This window comes from Novosphingobium nitrogenifigens DSM 19370 (genome assembly GCF_000192575.1).
Taxonomy (GTDB): Bacteria; Pseudomonadota; Alphaproteobacteria; order Sphingomonadales; family Sphingomonadaceae; genus Novosphingobium; species Novosphingobium nitrogenifigens.
Genome location: NZ_GL876933.1, coordinates 221,880 through 241,252, shown reverse-complemented (window position 1 = coordinate 241,252; position 19,373 = coordinate 221,880). Strand labels below are relative to the sequence as shown.

Here is a 19,373-nt window from a genome sequence, read left to right as displayed (position 1 = left end):
GCCGGGATCGAGTTCAAGAAGAGAGACCATCACGCATGGACGCGTTGATCATCGCCGCAGGATACGGCAGCCGCATCGCCTCGCTTTCGCCGTCAAAGCCGCTCACGCCCATTTGCGGCGTGCCGATGATCGAACTGTCGATCCGGCAGGCCATGCTGGCAGGCGTCACGCGCGTCGTGGTGGTGACCGGCCATGAAGCCGATCTCCTCGAAGCCTTCCTCGCCACCCTGTCGCAGCGGCTCGGCATTGAGATCGTACCGGTACGCCTGTCCAACTGGTCGACACCCAACGGCTATTCGGTGGTTGCAGGGGCGACCCGGTGCGAAGGCAACTATCTGCTGATGATGGCCGACCACCTGTTCGACGCGGACATCCTTTCGCGCCTGATCGGGGAATCCTCGCCCAATGTCGGTCTTACTCTCGCCATTGACCGCCGGGTCGACAATCCGCTGGTTGATCCCGAGGACGCGACCTGGGTCCAGACCGACGAGGCCGGGTTGATCCGCTCGATCGGCAAGACGATCACCCCCTACAATGCCGTCGATTGCGGCGCCTTTCTCGTCACGCCGGAACTGGCCCCGGCCATTCGCGAGGCGATTGCCGCCGGACAACCCGGATCGCTGTCGAACGGGGTACAGATCCTCGCCGATGCGGGCAGGGCAGGGACGCTCGACATCGAGGACGCATGGTGGATCGACGTCGACGAACCGCGCTTCCACACGCTGGCCGAGGAAATGGCGCCTTGGCACTTTGCCCAGGCACTCGCCGATATCGGGACTCCCGCGTTCTTTTCCTGAACGCCCCCCCTGAACGAACGCCCCTGAACGAACGCCAGCGCCGACAATCTTATGCGGGAATGAGGTGCCGGGTCTCGGCAACCGGCGTCAACACGCGCCGGGCGCCGAACCAGGCACCGAGATTGTCGACCATCAATTGCCCCATCGCCTCGCGCGTCAGACGCGAGCCCGAGCCGATATGGGGCAAAAGCACGACATTTTCGGCCGCAAGCAGGGCTTCGGGCACATGCGGTTCGCGGTCGAACACGTCGAGCCCTGCGGCAAGGATGGTACCGCTCTCAAGTGCCGCAACGAGAGCCACTTCATCGACGACCGTTCCACGTGAAACGTTGACAAGAACCCCATCGGGCCCAAGCGCAGTCAGAACCCGCGCATCGACCATGTGACGCGTCGCGACGCCCCCGGGAACGATCACGATCAGGACATCACTGTTCTCGGCCAATTCCTCGGCCGAAGCGTACCAGGGATAGGAAAGCCCCTCTTGCCGGGTCCGTCCGTGATAGGCGATCGGAACCGCAAAGCCTTCCAGCCTGCGCGCAACCGCCTTGCCGATCCCGCCGAGCCCGAGAATGCCCACGCGTCGCCCACGCAGCGACGGCGACAAGGGGAAGGGGCCCTCGTTCCACCGTCCATCACGCAGGAACCGTTCCGCCGCCGGAATGCGCCGCAATGTTGCCAGAAGCAGCCCGATCGTCAGATCCGCGACTTCCTCATCAAGAACGCCTGCCGTGTTGGTGACGACGATGCCGCGCACGGCTGCGGCGGCGACATCGATATTGTCATAGCCGACGCCGAAATTGGCGATGATCTCGAGAGCAGGCAGCCGCGCGAACAGATCCTCGCCAACCGGCCCCGCCAGAGTGCTGGCCGCCATGCCGCGCACGCGTGCAAGCGCAGCGTCCTCGATCCCTTCCCACAGGCGATGGACCGTGAACAACCGCTCCAGCGCCGTCAGCGTGAACGGGGGCAAGGGAGCGGGCACGACGATTTCGGGCCGGGATTGCAGATCCGTCACGCCGATCACTCCCTTTCCCCGTTCAGGGGTATTTCAGATGGATGGTCGTCGCGAGATTGGTGCGGGACAGCGAAATCCGGACCGAACGGAACGTCGGCAGACTCGCGATCGTGGGCGGATTGTTGGAAAACCCGAAGCCTTCGGTCGGGATCCCGAGCACGCCGGACCGGTTGATCGTCCCGGAATTGTCCTCGTCGTGGTAAACCGCGATCCCATAGACCGCGGGTGAAGGCAGGAACACGCAATAGCGCGTCGAACCCGCGACCGCAGGCGTGCGCACCACATAAAGCGAGCCGTTCTTCACCAGAAAGCGTTCGGGCGCGTCGGCATAGATCGTGGTCGCGATCTGCCCTTCGCCATTGCGCACGCCATCAACGGTCAGAACGACCCAGGTGTCGCTCTTGGGACCAAGGCAATTGGGAACGCTATGCGCCTCAGCCACCGTCGGCGAAAGCGCGAGTGCACAGGCCAGACCCGCCATCGGCGCCACGGCGCGACGGAAAAGGCGAAACGAAATCAAACCGGAAGATGTCATCGTGTGGATCCTGATTGGCTCACCCACGCCCATTCCGCCTTGCGCCAATCGGCCGGGAGGCGCAAGCCCAAGCGGGCCGATCATCGTGCCCCTTTTTGTCGCAGCAGCGCGATAGATGCATTGCCCGGCGTACATTCGACCAGACGAACGCCTCGGAAATGGCCCAATTGGGGATATAGCGTGTGGAAAACACGCCCGATCCCGCTTGTGACAGCAGAATCGGACGGGTATCGGCAAGTTAAGGATACTTGCGGCCTGCGCGATGATCGACAACACCGATTGCCGAGGGCCTGCGGCATCCGTCCATGATGGGGCGTGGACCACTCATTCCATGCTCGCGATGCCAGACAAAGCCGGGATGCCAGAATGACCGTGCCGCTGATTTCCCCCTCGATTCTTTCCGCCGACTTCGCTCGGCTGGGTGAAGAAGTGCGCGCCATCGACGCCGCCGGGGCGGACTGGATCCATGTCGATGTCATGGACGGCCATTTCGTGCCGAACATCACCATCGGCCCCGCCGTGGTCAAGGCGCTCCGCCCGCACACGACCAAACCTTTCGACGTTCACCTGATGATTTCGCCGGTGGACACCTACCTCGAGGCTTTCGCAGCGGCGGGTGCGGACATCATCACCGTCCATCCCGAAGCCGGACCCCATACCCACCGCACGGTTCAGGCGATCAAGGCCTTGGGCAAGAAGGCCGGCGTCTCGCTCAACCCGGCGACGCCCGCCAAGATGCTCGACTATCTGATCGACGAGATCGACCTCGTCCTCATCATGAGCGTGAACCCCGGTTTCGGCGGACAAAGCTTCATTTCGAGCCAGCTTCGCAAGATCGAAGCCGTGCGCAAGATGATCGACAAGACCGGCCGGGACATCCATCTGGAAGTCGACGGCGGGGTCGATCAAACGACAGCCGCCGCCTGCATCGCTGCGGGTGCCGACGTGCTCGTTGCGGGAACCGCATCGTTCCGGGGCGGCCCCGATCACTACGCCGCCAATATCGCCGCGCTCAAGGGGGCAGGCTGAACCCCATCAAGCGAACCGGCCTCTCCATCGCCAACGGCGCTTCGGCCGGTTTTGATGAGGCCGGTGGAAAGGCCGCGCCAGATATGGGGCCCGATATGGGTATGCCGCCTGAACACGGTTCCCCCGCACTCGATGCCCCGACACCGGATTCGGCATCCCGGATTCACGAAGCGGCGGACGACCTGTTTTCCCGCCCCGTGGATGCAGGACACGACGACATGACACCGATCGGGGTGATCGAGCCGAGCAGGGCCCTTGCCCTGGCGGACTTTTCGGCCCCCTCGGTCAGCACCGGCGAGCGCCTTGTCCGCCTTGCCTATCGGTTCGGGCTAGGCCCGCGCGTTCTCAATCCCTTTGCCAAGCGCACGCCGCCGCGCCTCACGGCGACGGTCGCCAATCCGCTGGCGGGCGATCCGGCCGCAGGAACCGCCCTGCGCGCCGGTCACTTCCTCATCCACGGGCTGAAAGTGCCGGTTGCCGATGTCGCGTTTTCCGGCCCGCGCCTCGCTCCGCCGATGGAGCGGATGGTGCATGGCTTCGGCTGGCTCCCCGATCTTGAATCCTGCGCCGCGCGGCAGCAATGCACCACCATCGCCGAACGCATCCTGGCGACCTGGCTTGCCGCCAATCCCCGTCCGGACAGCACCCCTGCCTGGGACATCGGCAATGTCGCGCATCGCCTGCTCAACTGGCTGGTCCACGCCCCGCTCATCCTGTCGATGCAGGACCGCAAGGTCCGCAGCCGCATTCTCCACGCCATCGAAACCACCGCCAACTGGCTCGACCGCAATGTCGGACAGGCGGAGGACAAGCTGGCCGAAGTCGCAGGCTGGGTCGCGATCACCGCGACCGGCGTGCTCCTGGCCGACGGACGCGCGCGCAAGCTTTATGGCGAAGCCGGGCTGATCCGCTCGCTCGGCGATCTCGTCGGCGACGACGGCGGCGTCCTTTCGCGCAGCCCGCTGTGCCAGGTCGAAGCGATCGAACTGCTCGTCCGGCTCAAGGCCTGTTACGCCGCGGTGCGCAGCGAAGCCCCTGCGCAGATCGACACGATCCTTGCCTTGCTGGTTCCGCCGCTTCTGGCAGTTCTTCACGGCGACGGCGCCTTGTCCTCGTGGCAGGGGGCCCATGCCCTTTCCGCCTCGCGCATTGCCGCGCTCATCGCGGCAAGCGGCGTGCGCACCCGGCCTTTGCGCGATGCCCGGCAATGGGGGTACCAGCGCGTCGCGGCACAGAAATCGATCCTGCTGTTCGATGCCGCCCCCACGCCTGTCGCGCGCCACGCCCGCGACGGTTGCGCCTCCACGCTGGCGTTCGAATTCAGCCACGGCCCGGAACGCATCATCGTCAATTGCGGCGGTGGCGCCTGTGCGGGCGGGCTCATCCCGGTGCGTCTGGCCCAGGGCCTGCGCGCGACGGCGGCGCATTCGACGCTGACCATCGACGATTTCAATTCGACCGCCGTTCTCATCAACGGCAAGCTCGGCACCGGCGTTTCCGAAGTCGACATCGACCGCCGCACGATCCATGCCGATGCCGGTGCACCGGGCGGGACGCGTCTGGAAGCCAGCCACAACGGCTATGTCTCGCGCTATGGTCTTACGCACCGGCGCATCCTGCTCTTGCGCGACAACGGCACCGAGCTGCGCGGCGAGGATTTCCTGATCCCGGGCGGACGCAAGGCAAAGCGCGGCACGATCGGCGTTGCCTTGCGATTCCATCTCGGTCCGCATATCGAGCTCGCCCAAGGGCAAGACGGCCTTGGCGTGACACTCGCACTGCCCGACGGCAGCCTCTGGCAATTCCGTTCGGCGCGCGATCCGGTTTCGATCGAGGACAGCCTCTGGGCCGATGGCCAGGGGCGCCCGGTGGCGACGCGCCAGCTGGTCATCGCCGCCAAGGTTCCGCGCAGCGGGGAGACGTTCTCCTGGCTGCTCAAGAAGATGCGATAGACGGGATTATTGAACGTGAGCGATGTAAAAATCGGGCGGGCACTGCTTTCGGTGTCCGACAAGACCGGCTTGGTCGAACTTGGTCAGGCTCTTGCCGCGCGTGGCGTCGACCTGGTCTCGACCGGCGGCACCGCCAAGGCCCTGCGCGAAGCAGGCCTTGCCGTCAGCGACATTTCCGACCTGACCGGTTTTCCGGAAATGATGGACGGCCGGGTCAAGACGCTGCACCCCAAAGTCCACGGCGGCCTGCTTGCCGTGCGCGACAACCCCGAACATGCCGCCTCGATGGCCGAACATGCCATCGGCGCGATCGACCTTGTCGTCGTCAACCTCTACCCCTTCGAAGCGACCGTGGCGCGCGGGGCCGAACGTGACGACGTGATCGAAAACATCGACATCGGCGGCCCTTCGATGGTCCGCTCGGCGGCCAAGAACCACGATTACGTCGCCATCGTCACCGATCCGGCCGACTATGCGACCCTGCTCGCCGAACTCGAAGCGACCGACGGCGCCACCACGCTCGCTTTCCGCCGCAAGCTCGCGGCCAAGGCCTTTGCCGCGACGGCCGCCTATGACTCGGCCATTTCGCAGTGGTTCGCCCGCGTCGATCAGGGACAGCATTTCCCCGACGTGCTCGCCGGGGCCCATCGCCTTGTCACCACGCTGCGCTATGGCGAAAATCCGCACCAGTCCGCCGCGCTCTATGTTCCGCGCCAGAGCGATGTCGTCGGCCTGCCGCAGGCCGAACAGGTGCAAGGCAAGGAACTGTCCTACAACAACTACAACGACGCCAATGCCGCGCTCGAACTGATCGCGGAATTCGCGACCGACAAGCCTTCGGTGGTGATCGTCAAGCACGCCAACCCCTGCGGCGTCGCCTCGGCCGATACTCTGCTCGACGCATGGAATGCCGCGCTGACCTGCGATTCGGTTTCGGCCTTCGGCGGCATCGTTGCCACCAACGTGCCGCTCGACGGTGCGACGGCAGCGGCGATCACCGAAATCTTCACCGAAGTCGTGGTTGCCCCCGGCGCCGATGAAGCGGCCCGTGCAGCCTTTGCGCGCAAGAAGAACCTGCGCCTGCTGATCGTTCCCTCGCTGCCCGACGCGGGCCGCGCCGGTCTCACCACCGTTCCCATCGCGGGCGGCCTGCTGGTTCAGGATCGCGACAACGGCAAGATCGATCCCGCCGAGCTCAAAGTCGTGACCAAGCGTGCGCCCACCGAGCGCGAGCTGGCCGATGCCCTGTTCGCCTGGACCGTTGCCAAGCACGTCAAGTCGAACGCGATCGTCTATGCCAAGGACGGCGTCACTGCCGGGATTGGCGCTGGCCAGATGAACCGCCGCGATTCCTCGCGCATTGCCGCGTCCAAGGCTCGGGAAGCGGCAGAAACCCACGGTTGGAGCGAAGCCCGCACGATCGGGTCCGCAGTCGCCTCGGACGCCTTCTTCCCCTTTGCCGACGGCCTGCTCGCTGCGGTCGAAGCGGGTGCCACCTGCGTGATCCAGCCGGGCGGCTCTATCCGCGACGAAGACGTGATCAAGGCCGCCGATGAAGCGGGCCTCGCCATGGTCTTCACCGGAATGCGCCACTTCCGCCACTGATCGCGGCGCACGCCTAAAAACAAACAGGGCGGGGGCCTCGCGGCCTTCCGCCCTGTTTCGTTTCAGTCGCCGCCATCTCCATCGTCGGCGCTATCGTCGTCATCGTCGATCTGGCCGGTATATTGCGCATTGTAATCGGCCTTGCGCGGCGGCTCTCCGGGACCGGGCGGATCGAACGCGGTCGCCGGGATCGGTCCGATCAATTCGCCGTCATCCCACATCACTTCGTTCCAGTCGCCGGGATCGAGCCCCAGATGCTGAAGCGGGGTGTAGTAATAGCGGCTGAAGGCATAGATGGTCGAAGCCTTGCCCAGAGCCGCGCGGACGTCCTCGGGACGGACCAGACGGCCATGATAGCCGCCGAAAGCCCAGTTGTCGGTCTGGCGCGGGTCGGACATGACTACCAGCGGGAACGGGCAATGCTCGCTGCCGAATTCGACGAGACAGGTCTGTTCGATCACCACCCCGATCGATTCATGCGACACCAGCAGCGCCGCGCCGGGATGGTCCGCAACCGTGTGGACAGTCGCTCGCCAATCCTGCGGCACAACCATGTAATCGACCACGAACAGGTCAACGAGCCCGGCCAGAGCCACGCCGCCCAGCACCGACAGCGCCGAAACCTGTCGCAGGAACCGCCGCGCAGGATCTTCGCCGATCACGCCTCCGGTCAGGGAAGCCGCCGCAAGCAGCACGGTGAAATTCGCACACCAGTGCATGGTGTAATCGGAAATGATCGGATGCACCTGATCGGCGAGCTTGAACAGCACGACTGTCAGCAGGGAAATGAGCGCCGCAAGCCGAACGATCCGCGACCGGAAACGACGGATCAACCCGATCAGCATCAGCCCCGCCATCAGCAAGGCGCTGAACGCACCGCCGGTCAGGAGCTGGAGATTGAGGCTGGACTGATAATCGATCCAATTGAGCGGGACGAGCCAGGCGATATTGGCCGAGCGCGCATGCAATTGGGCAAGCGCAATCACGATGACCCAGCCCGACAGGACCATGATGCCAAGATCCGCCCCGATCAGACGCAAGGCCAGCCCCATGCGCAACCGCCGCGACAGCCCTTCGTCAACCAGCACTGCAATCGTCACGATGACCGGCCAGAGCACCATCGTCGTGTGGCAATAGATCGCCACGACCGCAGCCAGCACATAGGCGGCCCAGCCCGAGCGTGCGGCTTTCCGGTCCCCATCCGCCTCGATCGCGCGGACAAGGCCGATGAAGGAGACCAGCACCATCAGTTTGGCAAGGACATAGCCCCGCACATAGGCCGACTGGTAGATATCGGCCGGTGAAAGCGCGAAAAGCAGCAGGCCGAGCAAGGCAGCGGGCCAGCCCAGCCGCCGTCGCACATAGTGGCCAAAGACCGCGAGATGGGCAAAGCCGATCATCAGCGGCAAAAGGCGGATCGCCCATTCGCCGGGCGAAGGCACCACCATGCGCCAGAGCTTGAGCAAGGAATAGAACAGCGGCGGATTGGTCTCGCGCAGCATCCACCAGCCCCAGAGATTCCCCCAGGATTGGCCGGAAAAGTACATCGAGGCCATTTCGTCATAGACCATCGACCCGGCCGCCTGACGCACGCGCAACCCGATCGCGAGCGCGACAATGGCCGCCAGCAGCAGGCCCGGCACCGATCGGACCATCGTTTTCAAGGTCATGCCATGGTGGTCCAGTCCCTGCGCCTGCCCATCGAAGGATGAAACATCCTCCCAAGGAACAATGCCCAAGCGATACCGACTGCCCCGCGCCCAAACAATCCCGCAGCGCACAAAACCTGTCGGCGCACAAACCGGGAGGTTCGGTTTTGACGGCTGTCGATCGATGCTGTCCTTTAGCCGTTTAACGTCTAATACCGGGTCCCCAATGGGCGAGAGGTGCAAGGCCTGTGACGACGACTCCGCGTACCACGATTGCCACGCTGACGATGAACCCCACGGTCGATGTCGCCTATGACGTCGATCACATCGTTCCGATGCACAAGATCCGCACCCGCCGCGAATATTGCAATCCAGGCGGTGGCGGCATCAATGTCGCGCGTGTTTTCGTCCGTCTGGGTGGCAATGCGCGCTGCATCTATCTCTCCGGCGGCCCCATCGGCGTTGCGCTCGACGGCCTGATCGATTTGCATCAACTCGTGCGCACGCGCGTCCCGATCGAAGGCAATACGCGCATCGCGACCACTGCGCTCGAAACCTCGTCGGACAAGGAATACCGCTTCACGCCCGAAGGCCCGAACGTGCGCGAAGCCGAATGGCGTGCAGCCCTCGCCTGGCTCGAAAGCGTCGAGTGCAGCCATCTCGTCGCCAGCGGTTCGCTCCCCCACGGAGTCCCCACGGATTTCTATGCGCAAGTCAGCCGTCTCATGACCGCGCGCGGCGTGCGCATGGTGCTCGATACCTCGGGCGAAGCGTTGCGCGCCGGCCTTGCCGGTGGCGGTATCCATCTGGTCAAGCCGAGCCGGGGCGAACTCGAGGCCTTTGCCGGGCGCCCGCTACCCACGCGCGAGGCCGTCGTCGAAGCGGCGAATGCCATTGTCGAGGCCCATCAGGCGCGCATGGTTGCCGTCACGCTGGGCCACGAAGGCGCGATCCTTGTCCGGCGCGAAGGCGTGATCGACTGCCCCGCACTGGAAGTCGAAGCGAAAAGCACGGTCGGGGCCGGTGACAGCTTCCTTGCCGCGATGGTCTTTGCCTTGTGCAACGGGGAAAGCGAAGAAGCGGCCTTTCGCTTCGGCATGGCGGCCGGTACTGCGGCGGTGCTCCACCCCGGGACCGACCTTGCCCGTCCGGCGGACATTGCACGTCTGCTGCCGCAACTCGCCACAGCCTGACCACCCGGCAGGTGGCGAGCCGTTACAGGCGGTAAGCCGTCGTCACGATCACGCCGCCGACTTCCGGAACCGCGCAAAGACGCCGTTCCCCCTGTACAGCCAGGTTGAACGGCGGCGCGGTCAGGACGACCCCGCTGCCTTGCGCAAGGCGAATGTCCGATCCGCTCGGCTTGACCGCATTGGGGGTAAAACCATCGAGCGCAGGCCAGTGCTCGGTCACGACGAGGTGGCGACAAACGCCAGCGACACGCCGCACGAACCCGGCAATGTCCCGGTTGGACAAGTGCTGCAGCACCTGCCGCACCAGAATGACGTCGGCATGGGGCAAATCGTCGGTGGTGATGTCGAGACACCGGAAATCGACCCCGAGCACCCCGAAGCGCTGGCGATTGCGTTCGATCAGGCCCGGAACGATGTCGCACGCGGTATAGGCCCCGAACAACGGCCTGATCTGCGCGCCGATATGGAAATCCCCGCAACCCAGATCGACAACCGAAGGCGGGTGACCGAATTCGGCGGCAAAGGAGCGCAGCGCCGCAACATAGGCCCCCGCGATTTCGGGCGTGCGTGTACCGGTTCCGGAAAAATAGCCTTCCGGTTCGGCTTCGTCGCGCCCCCAACGGCCTTCGGCATAGATGCTGGTGAAGATCTCGGCGAGATCCATCCCCTGATACCGCTTCCACTCGATGAAATCGGCGAGGTCCTGCGCGCTGCGTCCCTGCGCTTGCGCGGCGAGAGCCTCGATCCTGGGCGCAAGGCGCGGATGCCGGTTGACGATCATCCTGATCGCCTCAAGCACGGTTTCACGCAAATCGGACATGCACAAATCCCATCTGGTCGGCATCCCGCACGACATGGCGCCATACGCGATACAGAACAGGTCCCCCGCCTAACCCTATGGAACAAGGGCGGATACAAAGGCAAGCCGGACCGCAATCGGCATGCTTCCACAATGGAGGTTGTCTCCGACCGCTTGAAAGCATCCGACCCGCGTTCCATCTCTGTCACAGTCATCCAGCAAGAGAGGAACCACGCGAACCGCCATGACGACCATGACCGACGTCCATCCGGAAACCCGCGCGTTCGAGGCCGATGTTGCCAAGCTGCTGCATCTCATGGTCCATTCGGTCTATTCCGACCGCGATGTCTTCCTGCGCGAACTGATCGCCAATGCCGCCGACGCCTGCGAAAAGCTGCGCTATGAAGCCTTGCAGACGCCCGGCCTCGGATCGGGCGACACACCCGGCATCACGATCACACTCGATCCCGAGGCCCGCCGCCTGACCATTGCCGACAACGGCATCGGCATGAGCGAAGCGGACATGATCGAAGCCCTCGGCACAATCGCCCGTTCGGGAACCAAGGCTTTCATGGACCGGATCGCGGCAGCTCGTGATGCCGAGGAAGCGCGCCTGATCGGCCAGTTCGGCGTCGGGTTCTATTCCGCGTTCATGGTCGCCGACCGGGTCGAGGTCGTCTCGCGCAGAGCCGGGACCGACAGCGCCCACCGCTGGGCCTCAGAAGGGCTGGGCACCTACACGATCGAGCCGGTCGCGCTAGAGGATGCTCCGGCGCAAGGGACGCGGGTCGTCCTCCATCTCAAGGAAGATGCGGCCACTTATACCGAGCGCCTGACCATCGAACGACTGGTCAAGGCGCAGTCGGGCCACGTTCCCGTTCCCGTCGCGCTGGCCGAAAAGCCGGATGCGGAAGCCCAGGGGATCACCGACGGCAGCGCCCTGTGGACGCGCCCCAAGTCGGATATCACCAGCGAGGAATATACCGATTTCTACCGCTCGGTCGCCGGGCAGTTCGATGAACCCGCGCTGACGCTGCATTACCGGGCCGAAGGTCTGCACGAATATTCCGTGCTCGCCTTCATTCCCGAAACGCGTCCGTTCGACTTGTTCGATCCCGACCGCAGCGGGCGGATGAAGCTCTATGTCCGCCGCATCTTCATCACCGACGAAGCGGACCTCTTGCCGCGCTACTTGCGCTTCGTGCGCGGGCTCGTCGATTCGGCCGATCTTCCGCTCAACGTCTCGCGCGAGATGATTCAGGAAAGCCCGCTGCTTTCCGCGATCCGCAAGGGCGTCGCCAATCGCGTGCTGTCCGAACTCGACAAGTTCGCCACGTCCGATGCGCAGGGGTATGCCCGTTTCTGGGACGCCTTCGGCGCCGTGCTCAAGGAAGGGATCTACGAAGACTATGGGCGGCGTGAAACGCTGCTCGGGCTGTCGCGGTTCCACAGCACGACCTCGGGCAGCGACTGGCGCTCGCTCAAGGACTATGTCGCGGCGATGCGCGAGAACCAGACCGCGATCTATTACGCGACCGGCACCGACCGCGACCGTCTGGCAGCATCGCCCCAGATCGAGGGTTTCCGCGCGCGCGGGATCGAAGTCCTGCTGCTGACCGATCCGGTCGACAGTTTCTGGGCCGGATCGGGAGTCGATTACGACGGCAAGCCGTTCAAGTCGGTGACGCAGGGGCAAGCCGATCTCGGCCTCATCCCGCCCGTCGAGGGCGAGGGTGCCCCGGCTCCGGCGGCTCCCGAAACCGAAGCCTTCATCGCTTTCGTCAAGACCGTGCTGGGCGAGGATGTCTCGGACGTGCGCGCGTCGGACCGCCTGACCACGAGCGCGGCCTGCCTCGTTGCCAGCGAAAACGGGATCGATCGTCAGCTTGAACGTCTGCTGGCCGCTTCGGGCCGTGCGCCTTCGGGAACCCGACCGGTGCTCGAACTCAATCCGCGTCACGATCTCGTCACGCGTCTTGCTGCGCTGCCCGATGCGGCGGAGATCAAGACCGACGGCGCCCGCCTGCTGCTCGACGAGGCGCATATTGCCGATGGCGAGCTCCCCACCGACGCGCGCGCCTTTGCCGACCGGCTTGCCCGCGTGCTGGCAAAGGCCCTGGCCTGACAGGGGACCGAAAGGGCTCTTCGCCCTTCCCGCGAAGAGCCCTTTCGACGGGCACGACAAAAGGCACCGCATCTCGAGGGATGCGGTGCCTTTTTGTCATCGCCTGCCGATCAGGAAATCAGCGGTAGAAAACGTGGTTGTCGATCTGTGCGACGCGGATCTTGCCCGCGACCGGACCGACGCGCTTGGCATGGAAGAACAGCGCGCCTTCGGCCGGGCTCTTCCAGCGGCCACGAGCGGCGATCAGCGCAATGCGGACCGAACGCTGCCACATGTGGTTCCCGTGATCGATCGTCGGCAGGGCGCCGTGATGGATGAACGAGAACTGCGAACGCTGAAGCACGACGCCGCAATAGGACGTCGGGAAGCGGCCGGAAGCCGTGCGGGCCACGATCACGCGGCCAACGGCCAGCTGACCGGCAAGGCTTTCGCTGCGGGCTTCGAAATAGATCGCCGAGGCCAGACATTCGATGTCACGGGGCACACTGGCGGGGATCGGAGTGGCATCGACGAGGTCGACAAGCGAAGTCGCCTGTACGGGGGCGGTGTCGTCGTTGTCGGCGACAGCAGGGTCGATGCGAGCGTCTTGCTGCGGCCCGACCGTAACGTCGGCCGGCAGCGTCGCCCGGGTGGAGTCTGCAACAATCGCGGAGGCGCCCTGCGCCTGGGTTACCTGCATCTGCACGTCCTGGGCCGAAGCCTTGGTGCCGGAAGCACCGACGAGTGCATATGTCAGTGTCGCGAAAATGCTGAAAGCACTGGCAAGGCGAAGATGAAAACTCACTCTCTGTCCAAACTGGGCGGTGGACATCGGGTCTTGGAGCGATCGCGAAAGGATGCCGTCGTGCATGATGCACGAGGCACTTTCGTGCCGAAAACCAAGCCGTCTGCCCCCCGTCTGCGTGCTAGCTCGATCGGCTTTTCTGCCTGATCGCACCGCCTACGCATGTACGAGCATCCCCCCGTAAGGATCGGGACCGGGGAGTCAATCGCAACCCGGCGCTTTCATATTAGGTTCAGGACGGAGCGTTCATCCTGCGCGACGATCAGTTCGATAACCCACACGTCCGGATCCTGCGCGGTACGCCGTGACAGGTATTGCGCGAACGAGTCCCGCGTTTCTGCGGTTTCGCTGCGCACACAGACCCATTTACGAGGTCCATCGGGCTGGGGAAGGCGCTCGTACAGCGTGCCAAATCCCTGCTTGTCGAGAAAAATCAGCAGGATGGTTCCTGCGTCCGGCTCCCCCTTGCGCAGGACCATGGCCGATCCGCCCAAGGCTTCGGCACGGCGAATGAAGCCGGAAACTTCAAGTCGTGCAGGAAGGCGATCCGATTCCATCCCGGAAATGGCCGGGCGTCAGGCCGCGTCGCGGTCGAATACGTTGACCAGAAGGCCGTAAAGCGCGTCGACGTCGGGCGCGGCGGTCAGACGCGCGTGCATGCGATCGTCGCGCATCAGGCGGGAAATCGCGGCAAGCGCCTGAAGATGGATTACGCCCGCCTGATCGGGGGACAAGAGGCCGAACACGCAGTCGACGGGCATGCCGTCGGCTGCGGCATATTCGACCGGCTCTTCGAGACGGAAAAACGCCGCGACCGGTCGCGTAAGCCCTTCGATCCGCGCATGGGGAATAGCGACGCCACGACCGAACCCGGTACTACCGAGTGCTTCGCGTTCGAGAATGCGTTCCAGCACATGATGGGTATCGAGATGGTAGACGGCACCGAAACATTCGGCGAGCGTCTCCAAGATCTGCGGCTTGGATTCCGCACGGATCACCCGGACTGCCTGTTGATCGAGTGTGAAAAGCGCGCTCATCTGGAAAGAATTACCACCAGCCCGGTAATGGCACTGTCATGTTCCCGGGCGCCATGCGCCCGATTCGACCACTGTGCAAGTGCTCAATGGCGAATGGGGACAATTACGGCAGCGCAATGTGGATCATGCAAACCTATCCGTAACGACAAAGGGCGGCGCATTCTCACGCACCGCCCTTTTAACGTGCGAGACCACGACGGGGCGGGGTGTGCCCCGCCACGTCCACCCCGTTCACTTCCCGGGTTCGACCCAACCGATCGAACCGTCGCCGCGACGATAGACCATGTTATGAACGCCGGTTCCGGCATTCTTGAACAAAAGCGCATTGGTGTTGCGCAGATCCAGCATCATGACCGCATCCGACACGGTTGCGGTCGGCACGTCCACGCGGGTTTCGGCAATGACCAGCGGAGCATCGGTCGGCTCCTCGTCACCGGTCGGTTCGATGAAGAGCGTGTACGAGGCTTCTTCATGAAGAGCATCGACGCCGTTGAAATGGGCTTCGTCCTGACGCCGGGCGTGAACCGCGTTTTCGTGGCGATCCTTGATGCGTCGCTTGTAGCGGCTGAGCTGGCGGTCGATCTTGTCGGCCGACTGGTCGAGCGCATTGTGGGCGTCCTGCGCCACTGCACTGCCCTTCAGAATCAGTCCCTGGGCCACATGGGTCACGATATCGCACCGGAAACCACCGTGCGGGGCCTTGCCCAAGGTGACCTGCGAGGAGAGCGCACCCGCAAAATACTTGTCGACAATCGTGGCAAGCCGCTGCTGCGCGTGGGCCTCGAAGGCGGTGCCGGCATCGACCTGATGACCCGAAACCCGAATGTCCATACTTCCTTCTCCTCTCTTGGCGAGATTGCCCCGCTGATACCCTTGCGTTCACGGCCTCGGGCCGTTCACTCGCGGGACCAGAGGGGATCTGCGAAACCCGCCATGAATTCGGCATGGCGGGCCAGTTCCGCTACGCTGGCCGAATGGGGCCGGGCGGGGCGGAAAGGTCGGGCGAGCTGAGGCCGCGTCGGAGCATCCTCCGAAACTGCGACCGTCAGTGTATCGGCAGCCAGTTCGAGACCGATCTGCCGACCCCCCATCAATTCTACGTAGAGCTGCGCCAGAAGTTCCGCGTCGAGCAGCGCGCCGTGCTTGGTACGGTGGCTGCGATCGATGCCGTAGCGCGAACAGAGTGCGTCGAGGCTGAGCTTGGCGCCGGGATGCTTGCGCCGGGCGATAGCCACCGTATCGACCATGCGATCGCGGCTGACTTCGCCCATTCCGCAGAAGGTGAGCTCTGAATTGAGGAAGCCGAAGTCGAATCCGGCATTGTGCGCGACAAGCGGCGCATCGCCGAGGAAATCGAGCAGTTCAGCAGCCCGTTCGGAAAATTTCGGCTTGTCCGAAAGGAACGCCGCCGACAGCCCGTGGACTGCTTCAGCTTCGGCCGGCATGTCCCGATCGGGATTGAAATAGCAGTGAAAAACTGAACCGGTCGCAATCCGGTTGACCAGTTCGACGCAGCCGATTTCCACCAGTCGATCGCCATTCCTGGGATCGAGTCCTGTCGTCTCGGTGTCGAAAACGATCTCTCGCATTTGCTGGACGATGGACCCGCAAACGGACGCTGACAAGGCTTCAGCGGGGGTTTTTTTCCCGCAGGATCTTAACCAGATCGTTAACCTCGCGCTCGGTCTCGGCCAGGCTGACACCGGTGTCGATGACATGATCGGCCCGCGCCCGCTTGTCCGCGTCGGGGACCTGCAAAGCGAGGATCTGTGCGAACTTTTCGCGTGTCATGCCCGGTCGCGCCAGCACTCGCTCGCGCTGGATTTCGGCCGGAGCCGACACCACCGCCACTGCATCGAGCAGCTGCCCCGAGCCTTTCCCGTGGCCCTTTTCGAACAGCAGCGGAATGTCGAACACGACCAGCGGCTCGTGCGCATGTTCGATCATGAACGCTTCGCGCAGGCGCGCGACGGCCGGATGCATGATCGCCTCAAGGCGGGCAAGCGCCGCCGAATCGCCGAAGACCCGTGCGCCAAGGTCCTGGCGACGCACGCCTTCGGGACCGGTGGTGCCGGGGAATTCGGCTTCGATCGCGGGCAACAGGGCGCTGCCGGGTGCCTGCAACCGGTGAACCGCCGCATCCGCGTCGAAAACCGGCACGCCCAGCGCCCGCATCATCAGCGCAACCGCCGACTTGCCCATACCGATCGAGCCGGTGAGGCCAAGAATGAACGGGCGGCCCCCGCTCCCACCCTCAACCTTGCTCCCACTCTCGTCGATCGTCACCCGCAAAGCCTCGCCCGCAGGACCGCATCGGCCTCGCCACGCGGCGGAAGCGCGCCGAAAAAGCGGCGAAAGGCGTGGTCGGCCTGCCCGATCAGCATCGACAGGCCATCGACCGTACGAAACCCGGCTGCACGCGCGGCAACGAGGAAATCGGTGTCGAGCGGGCTGGTGACGATGTCATAGAACACCGATCCGGGCGGTGCGTGGCTCATGTCGAAGCGCAACGGCGGTTGCCCGACCATGCCGAGCGACGTCGCATTGACGACGAGATCGAAGCACCCTTCGCGATCGTCGAACGCGAAATCGGTCTCGTCGGCGAAATGGGCAAGATCGGTCACATGATGCTCGCCGGTCGGATCAAGCTCGTCGAGCAAGGCGCGCGCCTTGGCAGGATCACGTCCCGCCAGCACGATCACCATGCCTTCGCCCGCCAGACCGGCAATGATCGCTCGCGCCGCGCCGCCGGTTCCCAGCACCCGTGCCATGCGGAACAGGTGCTGCGGATCGAGCAGGGGTCGCAGCGGTTCGAGGAAACCGGGAACGTCGGTGTTGTAGCCGACCAGTTGACCGTTTTCAGGAACGATCGTGTTGACGGCCCCCACCCGCGCCGCGAGCGGGTCGAGCCGGTCGAGGAGAGGAATGACCGCCTGCTTGTGCGGCATGGTGACATTGCAACCGCGCCAGTCAGCATCGGTGCGCCGCGCCGCAATGAAGGCGGCGAGGCCTTCTGCCGTCACGTGGGTGGCGCGATAGTCCCCCTCGATCCCGAGCTGCTCGAGCCAGAATCCATGGATCGCGGGCGATTTCGACTGCCGGATCGGATCGCCGATCACTTCGGCATAAGGAAGCGCAGCGGTCATTCCGGCAGCTCTCCTTGCGCGCGCAGCGCGCCGAGCAAAGGTAGGAGCGGCATGCCGAGCACGGTGAAATGGCTGCCCGCAATGTCCTCGAACAACTGGACGCCCAGACCCTCGATCCGGAACACCCCGACACAGGCCCCGACTGCGGGCCACTCCCTGTCGAGATAGCTGTTGATAAAGCTGGGGGAAAGCTGTCGAACCTTGAGCCGGGCAGTTTCGACATGACGCCAGACCACCGCCCCGTCGCGCATCAGCACGGCGGCGGACGACAGGTGCATGACCTGCCCGGAAAAGAATGCGAGATGCTCGGCCGCTTCCTCACGGCTCGCGGGCTTGTCGAACTGGCGCCCCACCACTTCGACGAGCGAATCCCCGCCGAGCACGAGCCGACCGGGCGCCGCGATCGAAACCGCCAGCGCCTTGGCCTCGGCCAGAATGCCCGCGACATCCGGGCCCGGCACACCGATCAGTTCCTGCTTGAGCTCGGCTTCGTCGACATCGGCCGAGCGCGCTTCGAAGGGAACTCCGGCATCGGTGAGCATCGCCTTGCGCGAGGCACTTTGCGAAGCGAGCACGATCACGCGATCGGTCCTTTCCAGTCGGCGCTGTCACGGCCCGGTTCGGACGAACCCCCGGCGCGGATGTTGTGGCGTTCGTTATAGAGATTGATCACGGCGGCGGCGGTTTCCTCGATCGAGCGGCGGCTGACATCAATGACGGGCCAGCCATTATCGGCAAACATCCGCCGTGCAAACTGCACCTCGTGGGTCACGTGATCGTTGTCGACATAAGCGGTTTCGGGCGCCTGGTTGAGCGAAAGCAAGCGATTGCGCCGCACTTGGATCAGGCGTTCGGTGCTGGTGGTCAGCCCGACGACGAGCGGACGGCGCAGCGTGAACAGCGAATGGGGCGGGGGGCTTTCGACCACGATCGGGATATTGGCGACCTTGAACCCGCGATTGGCGAGATAGATCGAAGTCGGCGTCTTGGAACTGCGGGAAACCCCGGCCAGCAGGATGTCGGCCTGTTCCCAGTTTTCCCAGCCCACCCCGTCGTCGTGGGCGATCGTGAACTGGATCGCGTCAACGCGGCGGAAATAGGCCTCGTCCATCGTGTGCTGGCGGCCCGGACGTCCCTTGGCTTCCTGTCCGAGTTGCTGTTCGAGCGCGTCGGTCACGGTATCGAGCGCGGCAACGCTCGACAGGCCGAGCGTCGCGCACCGCTGTTCGAGCCGGGCGCGGATCTCGGTGCTGACCAGGGTGAACAGGACAAGGCCCGGATGTGCGGCGATTTCGCTCATGATACGGTCGAGATGCTGCTGCGAACGGACCATCGGCCAGAAATGGCGGACGACGTCGGCGTTCTCGAACTGCGCGAGCGCGGCCTTGGCGATCATTTCCAGGGTTTCCCCGGTGGAATCCGACAGAAGATGGAGGTGAAGACGCTGCATGGAGCTTCGTTCGGGCCTTTCGGGGGACAAGGGAAGGGGGTGAGGACAGGGCTGTGGATAGCGCAAGGATAAACCACGGGATGAATTTGACGACAAGTTCGGGCCCGGATTTCACGCTCGTCATCCGGTCTGGAGGAGTCACTTTCACCACAGGCAGCCCGGGTTTGCCCACAGGGTGTGGACAACGAGGACAAGTTTTCCTTGCCCCAGCGACGAGCAAGAGTCGCATGCCCGAGATTTTTGTGGGCTTGGTAGAA

The 19,373-nt window shown here is 64.2% G+C and carries 19 protein-coding genes; 6 read left to right on the top strand and 13 right to left on the bottom strand.

The genetic code is table 11. The features are described from left to right. Window positions 1–35 precede the first annotated feature (35 nt). Entirely contained in the window at window positions 36–797 is a 762-nt protein-coding gene (locus tag Y88_RS11135) for a phosphocholine cytidylyltransferase family protein (protein WP_008069269.1), read from the top strand. 49 nt (window positions 798–846) lie between these two features. On the opposite strand, the gene Y88_RS11130 is transcribed toward Y88_RS11135, so the two are convergent. Beyond that, window positions 847–1,812 carry a 2-hydroxyacid dehydrogenase gene (locus Y88_RS11130; protein WP_232281039.1) on the bottom strand — a complete coding sequence of 322 codons (966 nt, stop codon included), beginning with the start codon at window positions 1,810–1,812 and terminating at the stop codon, window positions 847–849. Between the two features lie 22 nt (window positions 1,813–1,834). After that, on the bottom strand, window positions 1,835–2,347 hold the full coding sequence (locus Y88_RS11125; protein ID WP_232281038.1) for a DUF2141 domain-containing protein: 513 nt from the start codon (window positions 2,345–2,347) through the stop codon (window positions 1,835–1,837). A gap of 366 nt (window positions 2,348–2,713) precedes the next feature. Between Y88_RS11125 and rpe the strand changes: the two genes are divergently transcribed. The 3 genes from rpe (at window position 2,714) to purH (ending at window position 6,933) form a co-directional block, all read left to right on the top strand. After that, entirely contained in the window at window positions 2,714–3,376 is a 663-nt protein-coding gene (gene rpe, locus Y88_RS11120) for a ribulose-phosphate 3-epimerase (RefSeq protein WP_008069265.1), read from the top strand. A gap of 83 nt (window positions 3,377–3,459) precedes the next feature. Further along, window positions 3,460–5,328: a heparinase II/III family protein gene (locus tag Y88_RS11115; RefSeq protein ID WP_018075701.1), complete on the top strand. Its 1,869-nt coding sequence runs from the start codon at window positions 3,460–3,462 to the stop codon at window positions 5,326–5,328. A 15-nt stretch (window positions 5,329–5,343) separates the two neighbouring features. Next, window positions 5,344–6,933, top strand: coding sequence for a bifunctional phosphoribosylaminoimidazolecarboxamide formyltransferase/IMP cyclohydrolase (purH, locus tag Y88_RS11110; RefSeq protein ID WP_008069263.1), 1,590 nt, complete (start codon window positions 5,344–5,346; stop codon window positions 6,931–6,933). Between the two features lie 62 nt (window positions 6,934–6,995). Here the strand turns inward: purH and Y88_RS11105 are convergent, their stop codons facing one another. Beyond that, the gene (locus tag Y88_RS11105; RefSeq protein ID WP_018075699.1) at window positions 6,996–8,603 is read right to left on the bottom strand and encodes a glycosyltransferase family 39 protein; all 1,608 of its coding nucleotides are present in this window, start codon (window positions 8,601–8,603) and stop codon (window positions 6,996–6,998) included. A 227-nt stretch (window positions 8,604–8,830) separates the two neighbouring features. Between Y88_RS11105 and Y88_RS11100 the strand changes: the two genes are divergently transcribed. Next, window positions 8,831–9,775 carry a 1-phosphofructokinase family hexose kinase gene (locus Y88_RS11100; RefSeq protein ID WP_008069255.1) on the top strand — a complete coding sequence of 315 codons (945 nt, stop codon included), beginning with the start codon at window positions 8,831–8,833 and terminating at the stop codon, window positions 9,773–9,775. A 22-nt stretch (window positions 9,776–9,797) separates the two neighbouring features. Here the strand turns inward: Y88_RS11100 and Y88_RS11095 are convergent, their stop codons facing one another. Then, window positions 9,798–10,595, bottom strand: coding sequence for a class I SAM-dependent methyltransferase (locus Y88_RS11095; protein ID WP_008069253.1), 798 nt, complete (start codon window positions 10,593–10,595; stop codon window positions 9,798–9,800). A gap of 223 nt (window positions 10,596–10,818) precedes the next feature. On the opposite strand from Y88_RS11095, the gene htpG reads away from it, so the two are divergent. Next, window positions 10,819–12,699: a molecular chaperone HtpG gene (gene htpG, locus Y88_RS11090; protein ID WP_008069251.1), complete on the top strand. Its 1,881-nt coding sequence runs from the start codon at window positions 10,819–10,821 to the stop codon at window positions 12,697–12,699. A gap of 118 nt (window positions 12,700–12,817) precedes the next feature. Here the strand turns inward: htpG and Y88_RS11085 are convergent, their stop codons facing one another. From Y88_RS11085 to Y88_RS11045, 9 genes are all read right to left on the bottom strand, one after another. Continuing rightward, complete coding sequence (locus Y88_RS11085) at window positions 12,818–13,483, bottom strand: cell wall hydrolase (RefSeq protein WP_008069249.1); 666 nt, start codon at window positions 13,481–13,483, stop codon at window positions 12,818–12,820. Window positions 13,484–13,704: 221 nt separating this feature from the next. Then, window positions 13,705–14,040, bottom strand: coding sequence for a DUF1491 family protein (locus Y88_RS11080; protein WP_008069246.1), 336 nt, complete (start codon window positions 14,038–14,040; stop codon window positions 13,705–13,707). 18 nt (window positions 14,041–14,058) lie between these two features. Further along, the gene (locus Y88_RS11075) at window positions 14,059–14,520 is read right to left on the bottom strand and encodes a PTS sugar transporter subunit IIA (RefSeq protein WP_008069245.1); all 462 of its coding nucleotides are present in this window, start codon (window positions 14,518–14,520) and stop codon (window positions 14,059–14,061) included. A gap of 231 nt (window positions 14,521–14,751) precedes the next feature. After that, entirely contained in the window at window positions 14,752–15,351 is a 600-nt protein-coding gene (gene hpf, locus Y88_RS11070) for a ribosome hibernation-promoting factor, HPF/YfiA family (RefSeq protein WP_008069237.1), read from the bottom strand. A gap of 65 nt (window positions 15,352–15,416) precedes the next feature. Continuing rightward, the gene (gene dnaQ, locus Y88_RS11065; RefSeq protein ID WP_008069236.1) at window positions 15,417–16,109 is read right to left on the bottom strand and encodes a DNA polymerase III subunit epsilon; all 693 of its coding nucleotides are present in this window, start codon (window positions 16,107–16,109) and stop codon (window positions 15,417–15,419) included. A 40-nt stretch (window positions 16,110–16,149) separates the two neighbouring features. Further along, complete coding sequence (coaE, locus tag Y88_RS11060; protein ID WP_018075696.1) at window positions 16,150–16,806, bottom strand: dephospho-CoA kinase; 657 nt, start codon at window positions 16,804–16,806, stop codon at window positions 16,150–16,152. After that, a complete protein-coding gene (aroE, locus tag Y88_RS11055) occupies window positions 16,803–17,666 on the bottom strand; it encodes a shikimate dehydrogenase (RefSeq protein ID WP_008069234.1) in 864 nt (287 codons plus the stop codon). The genes coaE and aroE overlap by 4 nt, the downstream gene beginning before the upstream one ends. After that, the gene (locus tag Y88_RS11050; protein WP_008069233.1) at window positions 17,663–18,247 is read right to left on the bottom strand and encodes a Maf family protein; all 585 of its coding nucleotides are present in this window, start codon (window positions 18,245–18,247) and stop codon (window positions 17,663–17,665) included. The genes aroE and Y88_RS11050 overlap by 4 nt, the downstream gene beginning before the upstream one ends. Then, a complete protein-coding gene (locus Y88_RS11045) occupies window positions 18,244–19,116 on the bottom strand; it encodes a pyruvate, water dikinase regulatory protein (RefSeq protein WP_008069232.1) in 873 nt (290 codons plus the stop codon). The genes Y88_RS11050 and Y88_RS11045 overlap by 4 nt, the downstream gene beginning before the upstream one ends. Window positions 19,117–19,373: the final 257 nt, after the last annotated feature.